The sequence below is a fragment of the Streptomyces asiaticus genome (genome assembly GCF_018138715.1).
GTDB lineage: Bacteria > Actinomycetota > Actinomycetes > Streptomycetales > Streptomycetaceae > Streptomyces > Streptomyces asiaticus.
This window is the reverse complement of sequence record NZ_JAGSHX010000006.1, coordinates 7,907,073-7,931,345: the sequence shown is the minus strand read 5'-3', so window position 1 is coordinate 7,931,345 and position 24,273 is coordinate 7,907,073. Positions and strand designations below refer to the sequence as shown.

The window sequence follows — 24,273 nt, the reverse complement described above, 5'->3', positions numbered from 1 at the left end:
AGTCCCCTTGTTTCTACGCCGGTTCTACGCCGTTACATGAGCGTTCTGGCCGGCCCCGGAGGTCGCGCCGCGATACCAGTACTCGAGGGTCAGCACATGCCACAGATGCTTGGAGAAGTCCCGCTGCCCGGCGGCGTCCTCGGCGACCATCCGCGCCAGCGCGTCACGGCGCAGGAACCCGGACCGGACGAGCATGCCGTCGTCCACCACCTCGCGCACCAGGGGTGCCAGATCCCGGCTCATCCAGGCCCGCAACGGGGCGCTGAACAGGCCCTTGGGCCGGTACACGATCTCCCGCGGCAGGATCGAGGTGGCCGCCTCCTTGAGGACGGCCTTCCCCTGCCGTCCGACGATCTTGCGGTCACCGGGCACGGCGAACGCCGCCCTGACCACCTCGACGTCCACATACGGCACCCGCACCTCGGTCGACGCGGCCATGCTCGAGCGGTCCGTGTACGTGAGGTTCAGGCCCGGCAGGAACATCCGGGCGTCGCCCAGGCACATGCGGTTGACGAAGTCGTCGAGGTCGTTGTCCTGGTAGACATCCGCATGCTCGGTGAGCACGTCCTCGACCGTGCCGACCAGGTCCGGATCGATCAGTGCGAGCAGCTCGTCCTGGTCGTACATGGTGTAGCTGCGCCGGAACGCGGTCTCCTCCGGCAGATCGGCGAAGGACAGGAACCGCTTCGCGAAGCGCACCGACCGGTACCCCCGGCGGGCCGTGGCCACCGGCAGCCGGTCCACGGCCCTGGACACCCCGCGCCGCAGGGGCCGCGGGACGCGCTGGTAGCGCAGCGCGATCAGGTTGGCCAGGTGCTTGCGGTAACCGGCGAACAGCTCGTCGGCGCCCATCCCCGAGAGCATCACCTTGACCCCGGCCTCCCGGGCGGCCGAGCAGATCAGGAACGTGTTGATCGCGGCGGGGTCGCCGATCGGCTCGTCCAGGTGGTACGTCATCCGCGGCAGCAGGTCGAGCACGTTCGGGGCGATCTCGATCTCATGCAGGTCGACGCCGAACCGCGTCGCCACCCGCCGGGCATAGCGCAGGTCGTCCGGCATCGCCTCGAACCTGGCGTCCTCGGCGCGGAACCCGATCGTGTAAGCGGAGATCCCGGGCTGGTGGCGGGCCGCCAGCGCGGTCAGGTAGCTGGAGTCGAGACCGCCGGAGAGGAAGGTCGCCACGGGCACGTCGGAGAGCAGGTGGCGCCGGGTCGACTCCTCGACGATGGCGGCGAGGTCCGGCAGCTCGCCGCTCCGGGCCCGCTCCCGGCCCTCGGCGGCGACGTCCCTGAGGTTCCAGAACCGGCCGCGGTCCACCCGGCCGTCGGGCCGGCACCTCAGCCAGCTCCCGGGCGGCAGCTTCTCCGCTTCGCGGAACGCACAGCGCGAGTCCGGCACCCAGTAGTACAGCAGCGAGGCCACCAGCGCCGCCTGGTCCACCTCCAGCGACCCGCCGGTCACGGCGGCGAGCGCCTTGAGTTCGGAGGCGAACACCAGGCCCCCGCCGCGCCGGAGCAGGAACAGCGGCTTGATGCCGAGCTGGTCGCGGGCGAGCACCAGGTCACCGGTTCGCTCGTCGAAGATCCCGAACGCGAACATCCCGCGCAGCCGGGGCAGACAGTCCGTGCCCCAGCGCCGCCAGGCCTCCAGCAGCACCTCGGTGTCGGAGGTGCCCCGGAAGCGCACCCCGGCGGCTGCCAGTTCGGCACGCAGCTCGGGCGCGTTGTACAGCTCGCCGTTGTACGTCAGGACGAGGCCGTCCGAGACCATCGGCTGGGCGCCGGTCGCGGACAGGTCGATGATGGCCAGCCGGCGGTGCCCGAGGTGCACTTCGCCGTCCCCGGCGGGGTGGCTGTACCGGCCCGTCCCGTCCGGACCGCGGTGGGCGAGGGTATGGGTGAGCCGGTCGGTCACGGCCTTCCCGTCCGGCCATCGGTATGTTCCTGCGATGCCACACATGGCCTACCGCGCCTCCTGGTCGCTGTCCGGGACTCGCGCGGCCCACATCGGCGGTCGCTCCGTCCGTAGTTGGCCCGTCCCCTGTCGCCGGGCCAGCCGCTCGCCATGGCCCCGCAGCGCGATGTGCAGCCCGTCCCACAGCGTGCCGTCGGTCCGATCCCGCGGATCGGGGTCGATCAGCACCACACCGATCACCGGAATGCGCTGGTCCGCGAGCTGCCGCGCCACGGTGTGCAGCCATGCGGCGCTGCCGTGCCCGGCACGCACAACGAGCACGGTCTGGGTACCGAGGTAGTGGAGGTCGGTCCACACGGTGCCGGGCGCGACCGAGCCGACGCCGATCCGGCGCTCCTGATGCGACATGGCCGCGGCATGCTCGCCGCTGACCACGGTGGGGTCTCCTGGTTTCGGGCGGCGCCTCGCCAGCTGCGGGCCGGGCAGACCATCGATGATCGCCACTGGCCCGTCCGCCGCCAGTGCCCTGGCGAGGTCCAGGGCGATCACGCTCGTGCCGCGCGCACAGCCCAGTTCCAGCAGCGACACCGGTTCCGCGGAGCCGCGCACGGTGCGGGCCAGGGACGCGGTGAGCCTCGTCCGTGCCGTCCGAATCCGCCGTCGCCGCCACGGCCTGCCCGACCGGTGGGGCAGCTCCGCGATGACCGAGGCGCCCAGGTTCGCCGCGATCTCCCGGCGCAGCACGGGGCGGTCCGCCACCACCGTGCCGACCGCGGCCACCGCGAGCCCGAGGACGAGCCCGAGGACGAGCCCGATCGCGGCGTTGGTGGCGGCGGTCCTGGGCAGGGAGTGCCGCACCGCGCGCGGGGCGTCCACGATCTGTGTGCCGGCGATGATCCGGGGCGTGCCGGTGCGCGCCTCCGCGGCGCGTTGGTCGAAATCGGCGATCCGCGAGTTGAGTTCGGCCCGGCGGGCGAAGAGCGACTCGGTGCTCGCCGACGCTTCCGGGTCGCTGCCCGGCGATCGGCCTCCGATCGCCTTGTTGACCTTGGCGAGTTCGTCCCGCACCCGGTCACGCTGGTCGAGCAGGGCCTTGGACTCGGCTTTCGCGGTCTCCCGCATCCGCCTCACATGGTCCGCGACGAACGCGTCGGCCAGCGCCTTGGCCCGGGCCACCGCTTCCGCGTCGCTGTCACCCGTCACATCGATCTGGAGCAGGTTGTTGGTCAGGCCGGTGCCCCGGTAGTCCCCCAGGAAGTCCTCCGGTTTTTGCGGGGAGTTGAGGGCCTTCAGGGCCTTGTCGGCGATCCGCGTGGTCCCCAGCAGCGCGACATCGGTGCGGATCAGCGTTCCGGTGTCGTTCGGTTGGTCCTCCTGATGCGCGACCAGCACCTTGGTCACCGCGGTCGGCGGCGGCGGCAGCAGGACCGCCATCGCCACGCCCGCCAGCAGCCCCAGCAGCGCCATGGAGCACCAGAGGCGGCGGCGCCTGCGCACCGCCACCACCAGCGCGTGCAGGTCGAACAGCGGAGCGGCCGCCGACCGCTCCGGAGTCGTGCTCGCCGTCACACCGCACCTCCCGTCGCGTGGCCGCGAACCGCGAGCGCCGGAGTGGCGTCATCCGGAGGATGGCCGCCGGACCGCTTCGGCCGGGCCCGGACGGCGCCGGCGACGACGACGCCGACGACCTCGTGGTTGCCGTCCGCACACGCCTCGGCGATGCCGGTGAGCTCCGCCGCGGTCCAGCTGCCCGCGCTGAGCACGACCAGGACACCGGACTCGGTGCCGCGGTCCGGCACCAGCGGCTGGGACACCGAAACCCCCACCACCCGCAGCACGGGGTATCCCCTGCCCGAAGAGGACGGGGCAGAGTCGCCGTCGGACTCGGCGGCGAGCTGGTCGGCGGCCCGGCGGGCGATCTCGTCGCCTTCGGGTACGACCACCAGCAGCCGCCGGGGGCCCGGCAGCCGGTCCCGGAGGCGGGCGCACACCCGCCGGTAGCGGATCTGCCTGCCGGCCTCGTCGCCGGACGCGTGCGGCGTCGGCAGGTCCCACCGGACGTCGAGGCCGAGCAGCCGGCGGATCCGGGCCCGCGGGCCACCGCCTTCCGGCCGGTGCGCGGGCCGTTCACCGGGTACGTCGACGGTGCCCAGCAGCACCGAGCCCAGCGCCGCGGCGATCTCCGGTTCGGTGCGCAGCCGGCGACTCATCCGTGCGGCGGTGAGATGGCCGATGACCGCGAGCAGGAGGAACAGCAGCGCTCCGGCGACGATGAGCTGCGTCCTCGTCGGCGGGGCCTCGCCGGCCGGCCGGGCCGCCGGCCCCATGACGACCATGTTGGACTTGTTGGTCACCGGGTTCGCCTCGTCCAGCTTCTTCATGGCCTCCTGGAGCGCGATGCGCAGCTTCTCGAGCTCGGTGCGGCCCTGCACGCTCTCCACGGTCCGCCCCGGATCGGCCGCGTCGGCCAGCTCGGTGATGCGGCGGCTGGTCCGCACCACCATCTTCCGCAAGTCCTCGGGCCTGGCCGACGCCTCGGCGCCGGTGTCCGCGCCCGTGAGCCGCGCGGCGAAGGTGACGAATTGCTGGGCCACCTGGTCGGAGAGGTGCTGCGCGCGCTCCGGGGTTTCGGCCGTACCCGAGATCTTGATGATGTTCCCGTCGGCGGCCTTGGCGCTCACCCGGTCCCGCAGCTCGCTGCCGCTGACCCCGGTCCAGCCGAGCGTGGCGGCCGCGCGGTCGACCACCACCGAACTGGTCGCGATCTCCGCCTGAGTGAGCAGCTCGCGCTCCTCCCACGCCCCCGGCAGCAGTACCGACGCCGACGTCGTGTAGCGCGGCGGAAGCAGCAAGGAGGTGCCGTAGCCGACGAGCGCCCCCAGCACGGCGAGGATGGTGAGAAGCCGCCAGCGCCGACGGATCATCCGCCCGATCGTGACCAGGCGTATCGTGTCATCGCTCAACGCCGCGGCCTCTTCCCTGCCCGGTCCGGGTGGCCCGCCGACGCGTAGGCGGCGAGCAGCGACGCTTGCGAGTTCCGCCAGGAGAGCGGCCCGCTGATCCGCTCCTGGCCGATCTTGCCCATCTCGGCCCGCTTCTCCGGATCGTCGAGGAGCAGCGCGATGAGCCCCGCGAACTCGGCCTCGTCGTTGGCGGGCGCGTAGACGGCGGCGTCACCGGCGGAGACGCGCGCCTCCTTCAGGTCGAACGAGACGATCGGCCGGCCCATCGCCATGTACTCCAGGACCTTGTTCATGGTCGACACGTCGTTGAGCGGATTGCGCGGGTCGGGAGAGAGGCACACGTCCGCGGTGGACAGGTAGCGCACCAGGTCGGCGTCCGGAATGCGCCCGGTGAACCGCACCTGCTCCGTGAGCCCCAGTTGCCGGGACAGCTCCACCATCGCGTCGAAGGCGTCGCCGGAGCCGATGAACACCGCGTGCCAGTCGGTCCGCCCGAGCTCGTCGCGCAGCTTCGCCAGGGCGCGCAAGGCGTAGTCGACACCGTCCTGCGGGCCCATGACGCCGAGGTAGCACAGCAGATGGGGCTTGCCGCGCTTCAACTCCGGCTCGGGCGGCACCGGTTGGAACCGGTCGGTCTGGGGCGCGCTGCGCACCACGAAGACGTCCTCCGGCCGCCGACCGCCACGGCGCATCGCGACGTCCCGGTAGCTCTCGTTCGTGGCGAGCACGACGTCCGCGGCCCGGTAGGTCCGCCGCTCCAGCGCGCACACGGCGCGGTAGAGCAGATCCTTGCCGCGGTCGAACCGGGACAGGTACAGCTCGGGTACCAGATCGTGCTGGTCGAAGACGAACCGCGCGCCGCGCCGCTTCAGCCACAGGGCCGGCAGGAACAGCAGATCGGGCGGGTTGCAGGCGTGGACCACGTCGACCGGGCCGACCTTCCGGGCCAGCCGGACCGTATGCCACAGCGCCGATCCGTACTCCCGCAGATAGCCAGCCGGCCCTCCGGTGGCCGCGCGCAACGGGTAGCGGTGGATCCGCACCCCGTCGATCTCCGCCTCCGGCTCCGTGTCCCGCTTGCTCCCCCGGGGACAGATGACGTCCACCGTCCAGCCCGCGTCGCGCAGCGTCGTGCACTCCTGCCACACCCGCCGGTCGAACGGCACCGACAGGTTCTCCACCAGGATCAGCGCGCGCCGGCCCGACCCGTCACCGCTGATCGCGTTACCAAGCAAGGCCCATGTACCCCGGTTCGGCCCGGCGCGTCTCGGCGTCGGGAAGGCGGATGAGGTCGACGATCACCGGGCCGTCGCCATGGGGCAGCGCTGCCAGCACGGCCGGGTCCCTGGTCCCGACCAGGCACACCTCGGCGTGCTCCAGCACCTCGTCGACGGAGTCCGCGAGCAGCTGCGCGAGGTGCGGCAGCCGGGTCTCGATGTACTCGCGGTTGGCGCCGAGCAGCCGGGAGAGGCTCACGTTGGCGTCGTGGATCTTGAGGTCGTACCCCTTGCCGAAGAGCCTCTCCGCCAGCTCGACCAGCGGGCTCTCGCGGAGGTCGTCGGTGCCGGGTTTGAAGGACAACCCGAACAGGCCCACCCGGCGCTTGCCGGTGCGTTCGACCAGCTCCACCGCGCGCTGGAGATGGTCGGAGTTGGAGGGCAGCACATGGGCGAGGATGGGCACCGAGACGTCGGCCCGCCGCGCCGCGTGGACCAGGCTGCGCAGGTCCTTGGGCAGGCAGGAGCCACCGAAGGCGAAGCCGGGCCGCAGATAGGCGGGGCTGATGTTCAGCTTGCGGTCGGCCAGGAACACGTCCATCACCTGGTGCGAGTCCACCCCGAGCGCCTGGCACACCGCGCCCAGCTCGTTCGCGAAGCCGATCTTGAGGCCGTGGAAGGCGTTGTCCGCGTATTTGATCGCCTCGGCCGTCGGGACCGGCACCCGGAACACCTCGCCGGGCAGGCCGTCGTACAGCGCCGTCACCGCATCGCCGCTCGCCGGGTCGAGCTCACCGATGACGGTCTTGGGCGGGTCGAAGAAGTCCCGCACGCTCGTGCCCTCGCGCAGGAACTCCGGGTTGACCGCGACCCCGATGTCCACCCCGGCCGTGCCGCCGACGTACTTCTCCAGGATCGGTACCAGCAGGTTCAGGCAGGTGCCCGGGAGCATGGTGCTGCGGAACACGACGGTGTGCCGGCCCCCCTGCTTGCCCCCCTCGGCCAGCGCGATGCCGATCTGCTCGGTGACCCGCTCCAAGTACGTGGTGCACAGACTGCCGTTGGGCTCCGACGGCGTGCCCACGCAGACCAGCGACACCTCGCTGCCCATGATCGCCTCGCGGACGTCACCGGTGGCGCGTAACGCTCCGGTGCGCACGACCTCGGCGATGAGCTCGCCGATCCGCTCCTCGACCACCGGGGCCTTGCCGTCGTTGACCAGGTCGATCTTCACCTGGTTCACGTCCACCCCGATGACCTCGTGCCCCATGCCGGCCAAGCACGCGGCCGACACACAGCCCACGTAGCCGAGCCCGAAAACGCTGACCCTCATGACCCGTTCCTCCCCCCGGGCAAGCCCTTCCGGCCTGCCTCCCATGCGCCCGCCGGGCGGCGCCCTGCGCGCATCAGTAGGCCCCCTGCCCCTGGAGCACCGCACGCAGCGTCTTCCACAAGATCACCGTGTCCAGGGCGAGCGACCAGTCCTCCACGTACCGCAGGTCCAGCCGGACCGCCTCCTCCCAGGGCAGGTCGCTGCGCCCGCTGATCTGCCACAGGCCGGTGAGCCCGGGCTTGACCAGCAGCCGCCGCCGGATGTCCGGGCCGTACGCGGCGGACTCCTCCGGTAACGGGGGCCGCGGGCCGACGAGCGACATCGATCCGGTGAGCACGTTGAAGAGCTGCGGGAGCTCGTCGATCGAGTACCGCCGCAGCACCGATCCCACCCGGGTCACCCGCGGATCCCGGCGGAGCTTGAACAGCAGCCCCGCACCCTCGTTGCGGTCGGCCAGCTCGGCGCGTGCCCGGTCGGCCCCGGCGACCATGGTGCGGAACTTGAGAATGGTGAACTCCTGGCCGTCCTTGCCGACCCTGCGCTGCCGGTAGAACACCCCACCCCGGCTGTCCACCAGCACCAGCAGCCCGACGAACACCATCAGCGGCGCGAACAGCACCAGCAGGATCGCGGCGCCCATCCGGTCGACGACCCCTTTGACCGCCCGGCGGCCCCCGGTGAAGGTCGGCATGCTGACCCGCAGCAGCGGGATCCCGAGCACCGCGTCGACGTGCAGCCGCGGGCCGGCCACCTCCATCAGCACGGGGGCCACGACCATCTCGGCGTCGCTGCCCTCGAGGTTCCAGGCCAGCCGCTGGAGCCGGTCCGGTGACCAGTGCGGGTCCGGTGTGACCGCGACGACACGGTAGCCGTCGTGGCGGACGTGCTTGGCGACGTCCGTCAGCCGGCCGACGACCCGCACTCCGTCGAGTTGGTCACCGTCGAGCCCGCGACCGTCCGGCGTGCACACCGCCTCCACCCGCCAGCCGAGGTGCGGGAACTTGCGGGTCCGGGTGATCAGGTCGCGTACGGTGGCCGGGCTCCCGGCGGCGAGCACCGGTCGCAGACACCGTCCTTCCTTGCGCTGTTTGTGCAGCCAGAGGCGCAGCACATAGCGCGCGGTCATGGTGACGAGCGCGATCGCGGGGATCGCGACGAAGATCCAGAGCTTGATGTTGCGCGAGGTGAGAGCGATTCCGCCGAGCGCCAGTACGACGGTCGCCGTGAACAGTGAGCGTCCGAGCCGGCGGAATTCCTCGGCGCCCTGGCCGAGCACGGCCGGAGCCCACGACCGGCTCACCGCGAGCGCCCCCAGCACCAGCAGCTCGGTGCCGAACGCGAGAATCCCCCACTTCTCGTGCCAGTTGGCCGCGTCCCGGGCCCCGAAGAAGTTGCCGATCGCCGCCACTACGCAGGCGGTGGCCACGGTATCGCTGGTGATCACGGTACGGCGGTACCGCTGCTCCCAGCCGATCGCGGGCTGTCTGATCGACCCGTCCGCCAGACGCCCGCGCGCCGGCGGAAACGGGTTGAGTAATCCCCCTTGCACAGAACCCCCCAAGGTCCCCAGTGGTTCGACGTATTCGCCTAACACTGTGCTCGGGAGGCCCCCACCCCCCGTACTGTCCCTCCCCTCGGGAGGCCCCCGCCTCCCGGTGCTGTTCCGCCCCTCGGAGGCCCCCCGCCCCCGCGCCGCGCTGTTCCTCCCCGCGGGAAGCCCCCACTCCCCGCGCCGCGCTGTTCCTCTCCGCAGGAGGTCCCCACCCCCCGCGCATGACATCCGGCTCTTTCAGAGCCAGGTGAACAACTCACCCTGGCGGCAGCAGACTCGCCCGTGCCGCCAGACTCTCGAAGTGCGGGGAGCCCGTCGTCACGTCGTAACCCCGGGTGCTCCCCACACCCAAGGCCCCTCCCGGGCTCCAGGAACTGATCACCCCACGCCTGGCACCGGCGACGCGACTGCTGACTGACCGTAGAGCCGGACCGGACCCCTAGATCATTATTTGTCGCCTGGTGTCCACCATGTGAAGCACGGTCAATCTAGACCATCGGGGCCGTCCTGAAGAGGGGATGTGTGTAATTTGTGTTCAAACTTTGAAGCTGGATACACCGATCAGTGACCGCCCGAGGGTGCCTCGGCGACGAAGACACGCCGTGTGACCTGCGATCCCAGGGTCAGGTCGCGTTCACCACGCAGCATGCGCGGGCGGCCGTTGAGCACGCCGAAATCGTCCAGAAGTACGCCGTCCATCGTTCCAACTTGCAGGAACCGCAAGGAGATGTGCCAGTTCGGGCAAGACTGGCGAGAGTGGTGTGCGCCCATCCCCGCACAAGGAGTTTCGATGAGCGCAACAGACGCCGGTACGTACTGGAACGACATCTACGCGGCCCGGCCCCCGGCCGCCTCCCCCCGCCCCAACGCGTGCCTCACCGCGACGGTCACCGGCATGCCGCCCGGCGACGTCCTGGACCTGGGGTGCGGCGACGGCGGCGACGCCCTGTGGCTGGCGGGCCGCGGATGGCTGGTCACCGCCGTCGACGTCTCCTCCGTGGCCGTCGGGCGCCTCACCCGCCTCGCCGCCGAGGCCGGCCTCGCCGACCGGCTGACGGCACACCACCACGACCTGCGCACCTCCTTCCCCCCGGGCACCTTCGACCTGGTCTGCGCCCACTACCTGCACACCCCGCTCGACCTGGACAGGACGGCCGTACTGCGCACGGCAGCCCACGCCCTGCGCCCGGGCGGACGGCTGCTGGTGGTCGACCACGGATCGACCGCGCCGTGGTCGTGGACGCAGGACCCGCACATCCGGTACCCGACCCCACAGGAGGTCGCGGCGGACCTGGCCCTGCCCCCCGGGACCTGGACGGTCGAGCGAGCCGACGCCCAGGTGCGCGAGGCGACCGGACCGGACGGCCGCACGGCCGAGGTCACCGACCACATCCTGATCATCCGCCGTACCGCCTGAACCGGCACGGCCGTCGAAAGCAGCCACCATGACCGACTCCCCGCGCCCCCACCGCCGCCGCGACGCCCCGCCGCCGCGCACCGGGAACACCGAGACCGAGGTCCTGCGCGGATTCCTCGACTACCTGCGCGACTCGATCGCCGCGAAGGTCGAAGGCGCTCCCGAACCCGGGATCCGCACAGCCGCGGTGCCCTCGGGCACGAACCTGCTCGGCCTGCTCCACCACCTCACCCGCGTCGAACAAGCGCTGTTCCTCGGCGCCCGGATCACCGACTGGCAGGCGACCTTCCACGCCGCCCCGGCGCAGAGCGCCACCGCCGTCGTCGCCCGCTACCGGGAGACCGTCAGGGAGGCGAACGGGGTCCTCGACACCTGCACCGACCTCGGCGCGCCGCTGCCCCGCTCCCGGCCGGGCACACCGGCCCCCGCCGTCCGCTGGGCACTCACCCACATGATCGAGGAGACCGGCCGCCACGCCGGCCACGCCGACATCCTCCGCGAACTCCTCGACGGCGCGACCGGACGCTGACCCCCACCCGCCCACAGGCAGGAACCCATGACACCCGCGTCACCACACCGCGCACCGCGCACGGCCCGACGGGCGGCAACCGCCGTCCTGGCCCTCGTCCTGACCATCGGCGCAGCCGCCTGCGCCCCACAAGGCCCCGACGTCCCCTCCTACGCCTCCGCCACACACGCTGAGCCGCTGAGCCGGTCCTGACACGACGCCCGCCCCTGCGCCAATCAGGGGCGGGCGTCCGTCACAGGATCACATCCTTCACACCAGACCTGGACGTCAGGAACGCGCGCGGCGGAAGCGGATCGCGGTGCCGCCACCGGCGACGAGTCTCAGCCTCAGTACGGTGGACGCTCGCACCGTCTCGGTCCATGCCGGCGACGCCCTCGCCGGTCATCATGTTCGGACAGGTGCGCGCCAGCCCGGCCGGCTTGATTGCCTCGTGCGCGATGATCATGATCCGGTGGCGGGCCGCCGTCTCGACGACACGCTGGTAGTGACGCACCAGCCGGTGAGCGAGGGCCGGTCGGCCAGGTCGAGCCCCAGCCCGGAGGAGGGCACCTGGCCCCTTCCGTCTCGTGCGACCTGGTAGCGCAGCCGTCCGTCCGTCACCCGCACGGTCATCCGCAGCCGGCCGTTCGGCGAGGCGATCGTGACATGGCCGGGCGGCGCGGCGGACGCGGCGGCGGGAGCGGCGAGCGCCCCGGTGAATACCACGCCGGCGGTGGCGCCGACGACGGCACGGCGGTTGGGGACATTGGCCATGTCACGTGCCATCAGGGGTGGTTGGCGACAGGCTCTGGGCGGTGCCCTTGCCCCGGAGCCGGTCGGGCCTGCGACGAGCCGTGGGCGGTCCGGGCCAGTATGCCGTCGAGTTCCCCTGCGGGCAGAACCTTGGCCGAGTTGTGTTCGCGGACGATCCGCCAGCCGTCCGGCGTGCGGCGCCAGACCAGCGAGGTCGTGGTGCGGATATCCGTGGTGGCCTCGGGTCTGGTGATCCGCGCTACGAAGGTCAGGGTGGACGCGGCCAGATCGTGGCCCGCGATGACGTGCGGGCCGTCGTCGACGGCATGATGTGCGGAGATCATGGTGTGAAAGGCGGGCTCCCAAATCGAGCCGTACTCGGTGGCTGTCGTCGCCACACGCTGCTCGGGGTCGAAGTCGTCGTAGAGTCGGACGTCCGAAGAGCCGAAGTCGTAGAACTCGCCGAAGGTGCGCCGGAAGTCGAACGGTGCGTCTCCCTCGTCGCGCTCCCAGCCGAACACCCACCGGCCGTGCAGGTCCGCGATCAACTGTTCATCGTTCATGGCTCGACGCTAAGGTCGCGGGCAGGGTGCAGGAAGGGTCCATCACACCCACCCGTCCGTGGGACAGCCGCGACATCCGACAACACCCGCACCGCGGGGCGTGACCGCGGGCACGACGCAGGCCCGCGCCTCGCCCAGGACGTCCTCAGACAGGACGTCCTCAGACAGGACGTCCTCAGACAGGACGTCCTCAGACCGGGCCGGCCCTCAGCCACCGATGGATGGCGAGTGCGGTGGTACGGGCGTGTTCCTCCAGCATGGTGAAGTGGTCCCCGTCCACGACGACCTCGGCGTGCGGCAGGCTCCAGTCCGGGGGGTTCGGCGCCCGGCAGTGGGTCCCGGGCTCGTACGCCATGGCGGTGAGCCGGTCAGGGCTGGCAGAGGCGAATTCCGCCGCCCGGCGCAGCATGTCCGACGTCATCGCGGAGAGCGCCTGGCCCCGGTGGCGCGCGGCGACGGTGAGGAGCGCCATGCCGTCCCAGCTCTGTCCCCGGGCACACGCGGCACGGAAGAGCGCGCCCAGGGAGTCCGGAGCTGCCCCGGCGTGCGGTGCGTCGGCGGCCTGCACCTGCTCGGCGAACTGCGCCGTGGGGACAGTTTCGTTCACGTTGCCCGGGCCGGCGTCCGCGGCTCCATACCCCCCAACTCCTCGTACCGCAGAACACCGCCCGCCAGCGCGGCGAACCGGCCCCCGGGCCGCGCCGGCCTCGTCCACCGGCTCCTCGACGGCCGCGCACAAGGGCGGGCCCTCGGCCCCGTCCTCGTCGCCGCCTTCGGCCACCACCACGGTCAGCCCGGGCCGGGACGCCAGCGTTCACCGCCGCGTCAGGTGGGCGCCGTCGGTGATGAGCACCCGTGCCCCGCTGTCGTCCAGCAAGCGGGTCAGCTCCTCCTCCGGGCCGCCGGGGTCCAGGGGCACGCCCACGCCGCTCGCCCGGGTGACGGCGAGCAGGCTCTCGACCGCCTCGACACGGTTGCCGAGCAGTACGGCCGCCCGGTCGCCGCGCGCCAGGCCGAGCACGACGGCACGATCCGCTTGGTTGCCCGTCGACGGCGGGGCCGGTCCGGCCGCGGAAGCGGATGCGTACGCAGTGCGCGTTCATACGGAGACCGTTCGAGGCATTGGGTGCGGGGCGCCCGGGTTGGTGTCCTCGTGGCCGAGGGGAAGCGGGGCAACACCCGCAGGCCCTGGGTATCAGGGCTTGCTGTGCACGGAAACGGCGTACTTCCCGTCGGTGTAAGGGTCGCGAGCCCACGTCGCGTACCTGGCTTCCATGATGAGCCCCACCGCACGGCAGTGCGCGTCATAGTCGTCCAGTGTGTAACCGCGGTCCAGGGCGAAACCCGCGACGAGACGCCCGGCCGGACGCACGTGGGCCGCCGCCCCAGCCACCAGGGCCGGTTCCGTTCCCGGTGGGGTGAACAGAGGGACATTGCCCGCCAGCACCACGACATCGAAGGACAACCCCAGGTCGAGGTTGATCAGATCCCGCTGGTACCAGCGGATCTCCGGGGCCAGCCGCCGGGCGGTGGCGAGCATCGACTCGTCGGTGTCCACGCCCGCCACGTCGATCCCGTGACGTGCCAGCTCGATGGCCACCCGGCCGGTGCCGCAACCCGCGTCGAGGACCGTGGTGGGCTGGAAGGAGCGGACCAGCGCGGCCTCACCGTGGATGTCCCCGCCTTCGGCGGCGATGCGGTCGAACCGGGACTGGTACTCATCACCGTTCCACATCATGCGGCCAGAGTGTCACATGCGCGGGTGCACGCAACGATGCGTGCAGCGCGCGACTCCGGCCGCTTCCGGAATCCGCCCGAGGAAGCCGTCGTCAGCGTGCGGATGCCGGAGCCGATCACCTGGGGCCGGGGAGTTCCGGCAGGCGCGGGGCGTGGAGCCAGGCGGTGAACAGCGCGTCCAGGGGCTGTGCGGCGCGGCGCCGGGCGAGAGCGGTGAACTCCTCGGTGGTGACGGTGGCGTGGCGGTACGTGGCCGTCCACTCCCGCAGCACGGCGAAGAAGGTGTCGTCGCCGAGGACCGTACGGAGCGCGTGCAGCGTCAGTGCGCCCCGCTGGTAGACCCGGTCGTCGAACATCCGCGGCATGCCCGGGTCCGCGACCAGCAGGTCCTGCGGCTGATCCGCCAGCTTGGCCCTGGTGCGGGCCGCGATGACGGCGGCGGGGACGCCGCCGGAGACTTCCGACCACAGCCACTCGGCATACTTGGCGAAGCCCTCGTTCAGCCAGATGTGGCGCCAGTCGGCCACGGTCAGGCTGTTGCCGAACCACTGGTGGGCCAGCTCATGGGCGACCAGCCGCTCACAGCCGCGGTGCCCGTCGACATGGTTGGCGCCGAAGATGGAGAGCGTCTGTGCCTCGACCGGCACCTCCAGCTCGTCGTCCGTCAGTACCACGGCGTACTCGTCGAATGGATACGGGCCGAAGAGGTCCTCGAAGGCGGCCATCATCCGGGGCTGGCGGGCGAAGTCGTGGTCGAAGCGGTCGCGCAGCCGCGGCGGTACCGCCGCCCGCTGGGGCACCGGGCTCACGGCCGCGTCGGTCAGCTCGACCAGGTCGTACAGGCCGATCTGGACGGTGGCGAGATAGGTGGACATCGGCGCCGGGTGCTCGTACACCCAGGTCGTGGTGGAGGCGCTGACCGTGCGCGAATCCAGGGTCCCGGCGGCGACCACCGTGTACGGCGACGGCGCGGTCACCTCGATCCGGTACGACGCCTTGTCGGCCGGGTGGTCGTTGCACGGGAACCAGGACGGCGCGCCGATCGGCTGGCCCGCCACCAGCGCCCCGTCCTCCAGTTGCTCCCAGCCCAGGTCGCCCCAATGCCGGGTCTTCACCGGCCGGGGCACCCCGACGTACCGCACCTCCACGGTGAACGGGGCCCCGGCGGGCAGCGGGCGCGCCGGGCGGATGCGCAGCTTGTCCGCCCGGTGGGTGTAGCGGGCCGGGCGGGCCCCGTCGATCAGCACCCCGTCGACCCGGAACGCGCCGAGGTCGAGGCTGAACCCGGACAGCGGCTCGCCTGCGGCGCCCGGCTCGGCGACCGCCGAGATCCGCGCGCGGCCCGAGAGCCGGCCGGTGTTCGGACGGTAGGTCAGCTCCAGGTCGTAATGGGTCACCCGGTAGCCGCCGTTGCCGTGCTCGGGCAGATAGGAGTCCCCGGACCGGACCGCCCCGGCGCCGCCGCCGGGCGCGGCCTGCGCCCGGCCGCTCTTGCCCCTGCTCACTTCGCCGTAGCCTCCGTCTTCCTCATGTCCTGCGCCTTCTCCGGCTTCCACGCCGCGATCGGGTTGCCGAGCCACCACGTGCCCGCGGGCAGCGTCTCGCCGCGCATCACCAGCGACGCCGGACCCACCGTGGCACACGTGCCGACCGTGGCGCCCGGCAGCACGATGCCGTGCGGGCCCAGGGTGGCGCCCTCCTCCAGCACCACCTGGTCCATGCGCATGATCCGGTCGTGGAAGAGATGGGTCTGCACCACACACCCTCGGTTCACGCTCGCGCCCGAGCCGATCCGTACCAGATCGGCCTCCGGCAGCCAGTACGTCTCGCACCACACCCCGCGCCCGATGCGCGCGCCGAGGCCCCGCAGCCACCAGTTCATCAGCGGCGTACCGGACACGGCCCCGACCAGCCACGGTACGGCCAGCACCTCCACGAAGGTGTCCGCCAGCTCGTTGCGCCACACGAACGAGCTCCACAGCGGGCGTTCGGCCGCCCTGAACCGGCCCATCAGCAGCCACTTGGCCAGCATCGCCACGGCGCACGCGACCAGACCGCCCGCGAGCAGCAGCACCCCGCCGGCCGCCATGGCCGCGAGGTATCCCCATCGTGTGGCGACCGTCCCGAACGCGGCCAGTACCAGCACCGCGAGCGCCGCACCACCCATCACGGGGACGATCCGGCACAGCTCGACCGCGCCGCGGGCCCACTTCAGCCGCCGCGCCGGACGGTACGTACGGCTCTGGTCGCCCTCCTCGGCCGCCCGTGGCAGCTTCATCGGCGGCATCCCGAGCCACGAACTGCCCGCCTTGGCACCCCTGGGCGCGGCGGACAGCACGCCGACCAGACCGCGCTTGGGCACCGAACTGCCGCCCACGGCCATCCCCGAGTTGCCGAGGAACGCCATCTTGCCGACCCTCGACTCCGCGATCCGCAGCCGGCCGCCGCCCAGTTCGTAGGAGGCGACCATGGTGTCGTCGGCGAGGAACGCGCCGTCGCCGACGGTGGTCATCGACGGCAGGGCCAGCACGGTGGACGCCTCGACCCCGCGCCCGACCCTCATCCCGAGCGCCCGCAGCCACACCGGGGTGAACAGGCTGGCGTACAGCGGGAACAGATGCACCCGCGCCATGTCCATCAACCGCTCGGTGGCCCATGCCTGCCAGGCGATCCGCCCGTGCACGGGATGGTGACCCGCGCGCAGGCCGAGGCCGAGCGTCCGCACCCCGGCCAGGACGAACAGCGCGTAGCAGACCATTCCGGCCACCGTCGCAAGCGGCACGGCGGCCAGCGCGTGGAGCAGCGCCGTGCCCGCGTCGCGGGTGCCCCGCACGAACAGCGTGATGACGGCGAGCGCGGGCAGCAGCGCCAGCGTCGGCAGCAGAGTCAGCCCCAGCGAGGTGAGCCCGTACACGAACGCCCAGCGGCGGGTGCGGGCCGGCCGGCCCTCGGGCCGACGGTGCGCCGCCTTGCCGGACTTGGCCGCCGGTACGCCCGCCCAGCGGCGCCCAGCGGGCACCGCACCGGTCACCCCGGACCCCGGGGCGATCTCGGCGCGCTTGCCGATCCGGGCGCCGGGAAAGAGCGTGCTGCGGGCGCCGACCGTGGCGCCCGCGCCGATCCGGATCCGGCCGATCCGCAGCCGGTCGCCGTCCAGCCAGTGACCGGACAGATCGACCTCGGGCTCGACCGCGCTGCCCTTGCCGAGCTTGAGCATCCCGGTCACCGGCGGCAGCGCGTGCAGATCGACATCGTCGCCGACGCGCACGCCCAGCGCCCTGGCGTAGTGGGTGAGCCAGCTGCCGGACAGGCCGGTGGCACCGCTCAGTTCGGCCAGCCGCTCGGCCGTCCACAGCCGCAGGTGGACGCCGCCGCCGCGCGGGTACGTCCCCGGCTTCAGACCCCGCAGCAGCAGCCGCGCGCCACCGGCGGCGATCGCGACCCGGCCCGGCGGCGAGACGCAGAACAGCCAGCCGAGCAGGATCCACCACCAGGAGACGGTGGGCGCGTAAGGGGCGGCACCGCAGAGGTTCAGCACGTTGATGACCGCGGCCGCGGCCACGCCCCAGCGCAGCCCGGCGACCGTCAGCAGCGGCAGCATCAGCAGCGTCTGCGCGACACCGGAACGCCCGGGTACGGGCCGTACGGTGCGCGGGACCGTCGTCCCGCCGCCCGACGCCTCCAGCGTCCGGGCCAGCGCGCCCAGCCGCGGGTTCTGGTAGATGTCGCTCACCGAGCCGCTGGGGTAGCGGTCCCGGATCCGCGAGACGAGCTGGGCGGCGGCGAGGCTGCCACCACCCGCCGCGAAGAAGTCGGCATCCGGCCCGGTCGCCGGGGTGCCCAGCACCTCGCCCCACAGCTCGGCGAGCCAGCTCTCGGTCCCGGTCAGCTCGGCCCCCGGACCGGCCGTGCCGACCCCGGGCAGCGGCCAGGGGAGCGCGGCCCGGTCCACCTTGCCGGAGGTACGGGTGGGCAGCGTGCCGACCACCGCGAGGAGCGGCACCAGCGCGGCGGGCAGCATCTGCCGCAGCCGGTCCAGCGCGTCCTTCTGGTCGAAGCCGCCGTCCTCCGCCGCGTTCTCCTCGGGGACGACGTAGTTCTCCTCGGGCACGACGTAGCCCACCAGCAGCTGGTGGCCCGCCTTGGTCTTCCGTACCGCGGCCGCCGCGCCCGCGACGCCCGGCAGCGCCTGGAGCGCGGCGTCCACCTCGCCCAGCTCGATGCGGCGGCCGCCCAGCTTGACCTGTTCGTCGGCCCGGCCGACGAACAGCAGCCCCTCCTCCTCGGCGCGCACCAGGTCGCCGCTGCGGTACGCCCGCGGCCAGCCCAGCGACGGCAGCGGGGCGTACTTCTCGGCGTCCTTCGCCGGGTCGAGATACCGGGCCAGCCCGACCCCGCCGATCACCAGCTCGCCGACCTCGCCCATGGGCACCACCTCGCCCCGGGAGTCCACGACCGCCAGCTCCCAGCCGTCCAGCGGCAGCCCGATCCGCACCGGGCCCTCGCCGGTCAGCTGCGCGGCGCACGCGACGACAGTGGCCTCGGTCGGACCGTAGGTGTTCCACACCTCGCGGCCCTCGACCGCCATCCGCTCGGCCAGTTCCGGCGGGCACGCCTCACCGCCGAAGATCAGCAGCCGTACGTCGTCCAGCGCCTCCACCGGCCACAGCGCCGCCAGCGTGGGGACCGTGGAGACCACGGTGATCTCCTGTTCGACCAGCCAGGGGCCGAGGTCGACGCCCGTGCGCACCAGCGACCGGGGCGCCGGCACCAGGCAGGCGCCGCTGCGCCAGGCGAGCCACATCTCCTCGCAGGACGCGTCGAAGGCCACCGACAGGCCGGCCAGCACCCGGTCGCCCGGTCCCATGGGCTCATCGGCCAGGAACAGCCCGGCCTCGGCGTCCACGAACGCGGCCGCGCTGCGGTGGGTGACGGCGACGCCCTTGGGCTTGCCGGTCGATCCGGAGGTGAAGATGATCCACGCGTCGTCGCCGGGCCCCGGGCGGCCGGGGACGCCGTGCGGCTCGGCGCGCACCGTCATCTCGAGCCCGGCGCCGAGCACCACGCTCACCCCGGCCTCGGAGAAGACCAGCTCGGCCCGCTCGTCCGGGTCCTCCGCGTCCACCGGCACATAGGCCGCGCCGGCGGCCAGCACGGCAAGGATCCCGACGTACAGGTCGGCGGTCCCGGACGGGACGCGGATGCCCACCCGGTCACCGACACCGATCCCCGCCTCGACCAGCCGCAGCCGCACCCTCTCCACCTCGGCGAGGAGCGCACGGTAGCTGAGTGCCCCCGTACCGTCGTCGACGGCAGGGGCGTTCGGGTGGCGACGGGCCGTCTCTCCGAGGACGTCCATGAGGGTGCGCTCGGCGTGGGCGCCGCGTCCGGGGAAGAGGGCGAGCGGTGCCGCGGGCTCCTCCTCGGCGAGTGCGGGCTCCACCACGGCGACCGCAGGCCCCTCCACGGCGAGTGCGGGCTCCACCACGGCGGGTGCGGGCAGCGGGTCGATCAGTACGTGGGACTCGTCGATCAGCGCTTGGGACTCGTCTATTACGGCCATCCGGCCTCTCCGCAGTCGGTGGACCGGATGTTCGGCGACACCGCCCGGTCAACCCGGACCATCGGCCTCTGCCATCCGGCTCCACACTGAGCCGGGTCCCGAACACCCGCTCGCGGCTGATGGTTTCCGCGAGGGCGACCACTCGGCGCGGCCGTCCAGCGGCCGGCTCGAATCGCGGGCACCGGCGGCCGGACGGGCATGTTCCGCCCCCTCCGGTCGAACCGGCGCCCGCATACGCCGAACAGGCAGTTTACCCAGCGTTAACAGGGACCCCTCGCCTTCCGAGGCGTCGGCGCCCCGAGCCCATGGCCGCGCGCCACGGTGGCACGCCGTTCCCAACCGCCGCCGTACCTCTCGTATCGTGCCTGGTGGGAGGCGGATTCTTGTGGTCTCGCCCGCGGCCCGGCGGCGCCACCCGACGGGCCCCGGCCCTGTGGTCGGTCTCACAGCGGCCACAGTCCGGGCGGACACCGAATGAGGGCGCCCAACCACGTGCCACTGTGGCACCCGCCGGCACGAAGATCAGTGAGCTGGCCCGTCGGGCCGACGTGACGACCAAGGCCGTGCGGTACTACGAGTCGCTGAGGTTGATCAGAATGCCGGCATACGGCGGCGGATGGCCTGCGACCACACATGGTTGATCGCCATGATCCGCAGGGGTGTGCCGGCCGACGGAGGGCCCTTGGGGGTCCCGCAGGCGCTCAGGAGACCACCGGCCGCGGCCCCGAGCGCCATGCGGCCGACGGAACGCCGGTTCGCAACAACGAGGTTGACCGGCCCCCTTGAGCGGTCCCCCCGTCCGCGGTGGCCAAGCACACCGTCAGTCCCCGTTCGACAGTCCCAGCAACCGAGTCGCCGGGCCGCTACGCCGGCATGGTGTCCGAGGAAGCCGGGCCGGTGACGCGGAGCACGAGCTTGGTTCCGCCGGTAAGGCCCCTTGAGGAACGGTCGAAGGCGCCGGGGCCCTCATCAAGGGGAAGTACCTCCGTGGGCAGGTCGAGTACGCCGTCGCGGAGCCGGCCGGCGAGGACAGCGAGAGTCTCCGCGTCCGGGCGGACGTAGAGATCGGTCGAAGTCAGTTCAGCGGTCGTGGCCGGGGCATCCGAGGTGATGGAGCACAGCCGACCGCCCGGGCGGACGAGTTCCCCGGCGGTGGCGGCCGTTCCGGGAGCCGCGGCGAGCGCCGCGTCGAAGACGCGACCGACCTCGCGCGGCCAGTCGGGGCGGCGGTAGTCGATGACGTCTGTCGCGCCCAGGCGGCGCAGCCGGTCAAAGGAGCGGGGGGACGCCGTCGCCGTCACATGGACTCCGGCCGCGACCGCCAGTTGCAGGACGAGGGCTCCGGTCACTCCCGCCCCGTTCGTCACCAGCAGGCGCATACCGCTGGACAGGTCCAGCCAGTCCAGAGCCTGACAGGCGGTCAGGCCGTTGATGGGGAGGGCCGCCGCCCGCGCCGGGTCCAGCCCTTCGGGCAGAGGTGCCGCGTCCGCGGCTCGCAGCAGGACCTGCTCGGCCCACAAGCCGCTGTGACCGGGCAGCGGAGCACTGTGGGCCAGCACCAGGTCACCCACGGCAGGAGCCGTGACATCCGGCCCCACGGCGACGACACGACCCGCGCCCTCCACCCCGAGGGCCGCCGGAAGGCGCAGGCCCACGTCCCATTCACTGGAGGCAAGCAGCTGGTCCCAGGCGCCGACCCCGGCGGCCAGGACGTCGAGCAAGATCTCGCCCGGCCCGGGTGACTGGGGCCTGGGCAGCCGCAGCGACTGGACCTGACCGGACACTTCGGCGACCCCGCAGGCCCGCATCCGTGCATCAGCTGGTTCCGACTGTGGCATGACGCCTCCGGGGAGAATGGGCTCCACCCGAGTGTGCACGGAAGGCTGACGCGGCGTCGGTCGCCACGCGCGTCAGCGGTGCGGCGTCCCACCATATGCGGCTCCGCCGCGTGGCAGGGACTTCGCCCCTGGCCCCGGGGTCCGGGGCGGAGCCCCGCCTTCCAGCCCCTCCAGGGGGCACCTCCCAGCGGTAGCTGGGGGAGCTTGAGGAGCGGGGTCTGGGGCGGAGCCCCAGTTGAGGGAAGGGGCGGGGAGGGGAGCAGCCCGCCGCAGGCGGCACGACCGCCGGACACTCCCTAGCTCTGCACGCGGCGCTCGGGACCGGCGAGGAGGGCTTCGATGTGGTGCCGCGCCATGCCATCCACCTGGACGTCGAGGCCCGCGCCGTACGTACGCAGGGCCAGCGTCAGGTGCTCCCGCGTCCGCCGACAGGCCAGCTCGACGTCGCGCGCCTCGATGGCCCCGACCTCGAACGCACCCGAGCAGATGTCGTGCTCCAGCTGACGCGCGATGCGTTCGGTGAGGAGACCACACTGGCCGGCGGATGGCGCGCGGCCCGGCTGCGAGGACGGGACAGGCGGCATGATCAGCAGGATACAGGCGGTCCAGGGCGCAGCGTCGACCGCTTGCCATCGAGGCCACGGCGGACGACGTGGGCGAACGCCCGGGTCCGGATGACCTCGGTTCGGCACCCGCGGTGCGGACCGCACGGGAATGCGGCGGCGGATCCAGATGATCCCGCAGGACCCCGCAGCGCCAGCGGATCGCGATCACCACCTCGGGCCTGATCCTCCGGCCCGAGGCGGTGATCGCGGACGAGATCACCTCGGCGCTCGATATCTCGGTCCAGGCGGAGATTCTCAACCTCATCGCGGGGCTGCGCCGAGAACTCGGCCTGACCATGGTGTTCATCTCGCACAACCTCGCCGTCGACAGGCATGTCAGCGACGAGGTCGCGGTGTTGTACCGCGGCGACATCGTGGAACGCGGTGCGACCGCGGACCTCTACGAGCGCCCGCGGCACGCCTACACCCGTGCACTGCTCGACGCGGTCCCGGGCGCGTCGGGGCGCGGCCTCGGCGCATGATTCGATGGACTTCCGCGTTCCGGGAGGTCCAGGACGATTCATGATCCGACGCGTACTCGCCACCGTCGTGAGCCTGGCCGCGCTGATGGCCGTCCCATCGGCCGCGCCCACGGTTTCCCGTCCCCTGCTGGTGTCCACCGACAAGGGCGTGGTCGCGGGAGCCGCGGCGGACGGGGTCGCCCGCTACCTCGGCATCCCCTACGCCGCGCCACCGGTCGGCGGCCTGCGCTGGCAGCCGCCCGCGCCCGCGGCCCCATGGCCGGGGGTCCGGCCGGCGGACCACCACGGTGCGCGCTGCGTCCAGACAGCCACCGGCGGCCCGGGTACGAGTGAGGACTGCCTGTACCTCAACGTCCACGCCCCCGAACAGCGCACGGACCGTCCGCTGCCGGTGCTCTTCTGGATACACGGCGGGGGATTCATGAGTGGTGGGGGCGACCTCTACGACGGCTCGCTGCTCGCGCGGACCAACGACATCGTGGTGGTCACGATCAACTACCGGCTCGGCGTGTTCGGCTTTCTCGACCTGCCCGGGCTGAGCGAGCGGGGCGCGGGCAACTACGGTCTGCTCGACCAGCAAGCGGCGCTGCGCTGGACCCAGCGGAACATCGCCGCGTTCGGCGGGGATCCCGGCCGTGTGACGATCGCGGGTGAGTCGGCCGGCGGTCAGTCCGTGTGCGCGCTGCTGGCCTCTCCCCCGGCCCGCGGTCTCTTCGACCGCGCGATCATCCAGAGCGGCGGCTGCCCGAGTCTCACGGCCGCGCAGGCCACCGCGCGTGGCAAGCGCTATGCCGACGCCGCCGGCTGCCGTGATTCCGTGGCCGACGTGTCCTGTCTGCGGGCCAAGCGGACGGACGAGCTGCTGGCCGCCGGGGGCGACTTCGGCGGCATCCTGAACGGTCCGCTGCCTGTCTCCGGAGTCCCCGAACTGCCGGTCACGCCGGGCCTCGCGGTGCGATCCGGAAGATTCACCAACGTCCCCATCCTCATCGGCACCAACCGGGATGAGACACGCAAGTGGGCGCTGCCGTTCGCGCACGCGACCCAGGAGCAGTTCACACGAGTGATCAGGCGGCAATTCGGCCCACACGCCGACGAGGTGCTCGCCCGCTACTCCTACGGCGCCCACGACAGCCCGTACGGCACGGCGTACGCCCTGGGCGCGGTGTGGACCGACAGCAGCGTCTTCCACGGGATGGGCGGCTGCCACTACCAGCGCCTCGCCGGGCAGTTCGCGTCCCATCAGCCCAGGACGTTCTTCTACGAATTCGGCGACCGCAACCCGCCGCCCTCGCCCGGCCCCACGCCGCCCGGCTTCACGCCGGGCGCGACGCATGCCACCGAGCTCCCCTACCTATGGCCCGGCATGACCCCGAAACCGCTGACACCGGAGCAGCGGCGACTGTCGGGGGCGATGGTGCGCTACTGGGGCGCGTTCACGAAAGGCGCGCACCCCGCGACGCGAAAGCAGGCGGCGTGGCCGCCGTACCGCAGCGCCAAGTTCATGTCGCTGCTGCCCGGCGACCACAGCAAGGCCGTCACCTCGGAGGCGTACTCGGCGCGACACCAGTGCTCCTACTGGAACAGGATCAGCTACGACCGGCTGACCACCGAACCGGCCGACCTCGCACGTTCCACGCGCAGCCACGGGAAGTGACCCCCCGGCTCGGTGGCCGGCAATCGCCGTCCACGGTTCCACGCGATGGCGGGCGCCCACCGAAGGACTGCCCTCACCGTCGCGGCCCGGTGCCCGCTTCCCAACCCGTACCGCTGCGGAGACAATCCCATCCACCACGGCGCCAACGCCCCGGTCCCGCCACACCCCTCT

General features: G+C 72.4%; 21 protein-coding genes. 4 read left to right on the top strand and 17 right to left on the bottom strand.

Features of this window, described 5'->3' with window-relative positions:
• Window positions 1–24 precede the first annotated feature (24 nt).
• The 7 genes from asnB to KHP12_RS41750 all read right to left on the bottom strand — a co-directional run bounded on the left by asnB (window position 25) and on the right by KHP12_RS41750 (window position 9,678).
• A complete protein-coding gene (gene asnB, locus KHP12_RS41780) occupies window positions 25–1,959 on the bottom strand; it encodes an asparagine synthase (glutamine-hydrolyzing) (protein WP_086880539.1) in 1,935 nt (644 codons plus the stop codon).
• A gap of 3 nt (window positions 1,960–1,962) precedes the next feature.
• The gene (locus tag KHP12_RS41775; protein ID WP_086880538.1) at window positions 1,963–3,483 is read right to left on the bottom strand and encodes a Wzz/FepE/Etk N-terminal domain-containing protein; all 1,521 of its coding nucleotides are present in this window, start codon (window positions 3,481–3,483) and stop codon (window positions 1,963–1,965) included.
• Window positions 3,480–4,877 carry a YveK family protein gene (locus KHP12_RS41770; protein WP_086880537.1) on the bottom strand — a complete coding sequence of 466 codons (1,398 nt, stop codon included), beginning with the start codon at window positions 4,875–4,877 and terminating at the stop codon, window positions 3,480–3,482. The genes KHP12_RS41775 and KHP12_RS41770 overlap by 4 nt, the downstream gene beginning before the upstream one ends.
• On the bottom strand, window positions 4,874–6,112 hold the full coding sequence (locus KHP12_RS41765; protein ID WP_086880536.1) for a glycosyltransferase family 4 protein: 1,239 nt from the start codon (window positions 6,110–6,112) through the stop codon (window positions 4,874–4,876). Before KHP12_RS41765 ends, KHP12_RS41770 begins: the two co-directional genes overlap by 4 nt.
• The gene (locus KHP12_RS41760; RefSeq protein ID WP_211834369.1) at window positions 6,102–7,427 is read right to left on the bottom strand and encodes a nucleotide sugar dehydrogenase; all 1,326 of its coding nucleotides are present in this window, start codon (window positions 7,425–7,427) and stop codon (window positions 6,102–6,104) included. Before KHP12_RS41760 ends, KHP12_RS41765 begins: the two co-directional genes overlap by 11 nt.
• Before the next feature lie 73 nt (window positions 7,428–7,500).
• The gene (locus KHP12_RS41755) at window positions 7,501–8,976 is read right to left on the bottom strand and encodes a sugar transferase (protein ID WP_472911738.1); all 1,476 of its coding nucleotides are present in this window, start codon (window positions 8,974–8,976) and stop codon (window positions 7,501–7,503) included.
• A gap of 564 nt (window positions 8,977–9,540) precedes the next feature.
• Complete coding sequence (locus KHP12_RS41750) at window positions 9,541–9,678, bottom strand: hypothetical protein (protein WP_167442521.1); 138 nt, start codon at window positions 9,676–9,678, stop codon at window positions 9,541–9,543.
• A 91-nt stretch (window positions 9,679–9,769) separates the two neighbouring features.
• Here KHP12_RS41750 and KHP12_RS41745 point away from each other — a divergent pair, with 91 nt between their 5' ends.
• Window positions 9,770–10,396: an SAM-dependent methyltransferase gene (locus KHP12_RS41745; RefSeq protein WP_211834365.1), complete on the top strand. Its 627-nt coding sequence runs from the start codon at window positions 9,770–9,772 to the stop codon at window positions 10,394–10,396.
• A 28-nt stretch (window positions 10,397–10,424) separates the two neighbouring features.
• On the top strand, window positions 10,425–10,925 hold the full coding sequence (locus tag KHP12_RS41740; protein ID WP_086882122.1) for a DinB family protein: 501 nt from the start codon (window positions 10,425–10,427) through the stop codon (window positions 10,923–10,925).
• Between the two features lie 232 nt (window positions 10,926–11,157).
• Here the strand turns inward: KHP12_RS41740 and KHP12_RS41735 are convergent, their stop codons facing one another.
• From KHP12_RS41735 to KHP12_RS41690, 10 genes are all read right to left on the bottom strand, one after another.
• Entirely contained in the window at window positions 11,158–11,370 is a 213-nt protein-coding gene (locus KHP12_RS41735) for a glycoside hydrolase family 97 catalytic domain-containing protein (RefSeq protein WP_246643264.1), read from the bottom strand.
• Window positions 11,367–11,690 (bottom strand): glycoside hydrolase family 97 N-terminal domain-containing protein, encoded by a 324-nt coding sequence (locus KHP12_RS41730; protein ID WP_211834362.1) that lies wholly within the window; start codon window positions 11,688–11,690, stop codon window positions 11,367–11,369. Before KHP12_RS41730 ends, KHP12_RS41735 begins: the two co-directional genes overlap by 4 nt.
• Complete coding sequence (locus KHP12_RS41725) at window positions 11,690–12,220, bottom strand: nuclear transport factor 2 family protein (protein ID WP_211834359.1); 531 nt, start codon at window positions 12,218–12,220, stop codon at window positions 11,690–11,692. The genes KHP12_RS41730 and KHP12_RS41725 overlap by 1 nt, the downstream gene beginning before the upstream one ends.
• Before the next feature lie 190 nt (window positions 12,221–12,410).
• Entirely contained in the window at window positions 12,411–12,827 is a 417-nt protein-coding gene (locus tag KHP12_RS41720; protein WP_211834357.1) for an alpha/beta hydrolase family protein, read from the bottom strand.
• 207 nt (window positions 12,828–13,034) lie between these two features.
• Window positions 13,035–13,241 carry an AMP-binding protein gene (locus tag KHP12_RS41715; RefSeq protein WP_086882126.1) on the bottom strand — a complete coding sequence of 69 codons (207 nt, stop codon included), beginning with the start codon at window positions 13,239–13,241 and terminating at the stop codon, window positions 13,035–13,037.
• Between the two features lie 174 nt (window positions 13,242–13,415).
• Complete coding sequence (locus KHP12_RS41710) at window positions 13,416–13,958, bottom strand: class I SAM-dependent methyltransferase (protein ID WP_037962785.1); 543 nt, start codon at window positions 13,956–13,958, stop codon at window positions 13,416–13,418.
• A 115-nt stretch (window positions 13,959–14,073) separates the two neighbouring features.
• Window positions 14,074–15,462: a M1 family metallopeptidase gene (locus KHP12_RS41705; protein WP_211834356.1), complete on the bottom strand. Its 1,389-nt coding sequence runs from the start codon at window positions 15,460–15,462 to the stop codon at window positions 14,074–14,076.
• Window positions 15,459–19,520 carry a Pls/PosA family non-ribosomal peptide synthetase gene (locus KHP12_RS41700; RefSeq protein ID WP_211834354.1) on the bottom strand — a complete coding sequence of 1,354 codons (4,062 nt, stop codon included), beginning with the start codon at window positions 19,518–19,520 and terminating at the stop codon, window positions 15,459–15,461. The genes KHP12_RS41705 and KHP12_RS41700 overlap by 4 nt, the downstream gene beginning before the upstream one ends.
• A gap of 863 nt (window positions 19,521–20,383) precedes the next feature.
• Entirely contained in the window at window positions 20,384–21,358 is a 975-nt protein-coding gene (locus KHP12_RS41695; RefSeq protein WP_086882129.1) for an NADP-dependent oxidoreductase, read from the bottom strand.
• A 296-nt stretch (window positions 21,359–21,654) separates the two neighbouring features.
• On the bottom strand, window positions 21,655–21,942 hold the full coding sequence (locus KHP12_RS41690; RefSeq protein WP_086885134.1) for a hypothetical protein: 288 nt from the start codon (window positions 21,940–21,942) through the stop codon (window positions 21,655–21,657).
• A gap of 221 nt (window positions 21,943–22,163) precedes the next feature.
• On the opposite strand from KHP12_RS41690, the gene KHP12_RS41685 reads away from it, so the two are divergent.
• On the top strand, window positions 22,164–22,445 hold the full coding sequence (locus KHP12_RS41685; RefSeq protein WP_246643263.1) for an ABC transporter ATP-binding protein: 282 nt from the start codon (window positions 22,164–22,166) through the stop codon (window positions 22,443–22,445).
• Window positions 22,446–22,485: 40 nt separating this feature from the next.
• Entirely contained in the window at window positions 22,486–24,102 is a 1,617-nt protein-coding gene (locus KHP12_RS41680; protein WP_211834353.1) for a carboxylesterase/lipase family protein, read from the top strand.
• Window positions 24,103–24,273: the final 171 nt, after the last annotated feature.

Excerpts from the sequence above, each read along its gene's own strand:
- KHP12_RS41745 (WP_211834365.1), top strand. The coding sequence starts at position 9,770 with ATGAGCGCAACAGACGCCGGTACGTACTGGAACGACATCTACGCGGCC.
- KHP12_RS41700 (WP_211834354.1), bottom strand. The coding sequence starts at position 19,520 with ATGGCCGTAATAGACGAGTCCCAAGCGCTGATCGACGAGTCCCACGTA.
- KHP12_RS41740 (WP_086882122.1), top strand. The coding sequence starts at position 10,425 with ATGACCGACTCCCCGCGCCCCCACCGCCGCCGCGACGCCCCGCCGCCG.
- KHP12_RS41680 (WP_211834353.1), top strand. The coding sequence starts at position 22,486 with ATGATCCGACGCGTACTCGCCACCGTCGTGAGCCTGGCCGCGCTGATG.
- KHP12_RS41760 (WP_211834369.1), bottom strand. The coding sequence starts at position 7,427 with ATGAGGGTCAGCGTTTTCGGGCTCGGCTACGTGGGCTGTGTGTCGGCC.
- KHP12_RS41750 (WP_167442521.1), bottom strand. The coding sequence starts at position 9,678 with ATGGACGGCGTACTTCTGGACGATTTCGGCGTGCTCAACGGCCGCCCG.
- KHP12_RS41725 (WP_211834359.1), bottom strand. The coding sequence starts at position 12,220 with ATGAACGATGAACAGTTGATCGCGGACCTGCACGGCCGGTGGGTGTTC.
- KHP12_RS41695 (WP_086882129.1), bottom strand. The coding sequence starts at position 21,358 with ATGCCACAGTCGGAACCAGCTGATGCACGGATGCGGGCCTGCGGGGTC.
- KHP12_RS41735 (WP_246643264.1), bottom strand. The coding sequence starts at position 11,370 with ATGATCATCGCGCACGAGGCAATCAAGCCGGCCGGGCTGGCGCGCACC.
- KHP12_RS41690 (WP_086885134.1), bottom strand. The coding sequence starts at position 21,942 with ATGCCGCCTGTCCCGTCCTCGCAGCCGGGCCGCGCGCCATCCGCCGGC.
- asnB (WP_086880539.1), bottom strand. The coding sequence starts at position 1,959 with ATGTGTGGCATCGCAGGAACATACCGATGGCCGGACGGGAAGGCCGTG.
- KHP12_RS41730 (WP_211834362.1), bottom strand. The coding sequence starts at position 11,690 with ATGGCACGTGACATGGCCAATGTCCCCAACCGCCGTGCCGTCGTCGGC.
- KHP12_RS41710 (WP_037962785.1), bottom strand. The coding sequence starts at position 13,958 with ATGATGTGGAACGGTGATGAGTACCAGTCCCGGTTCGACCGCATCGCC.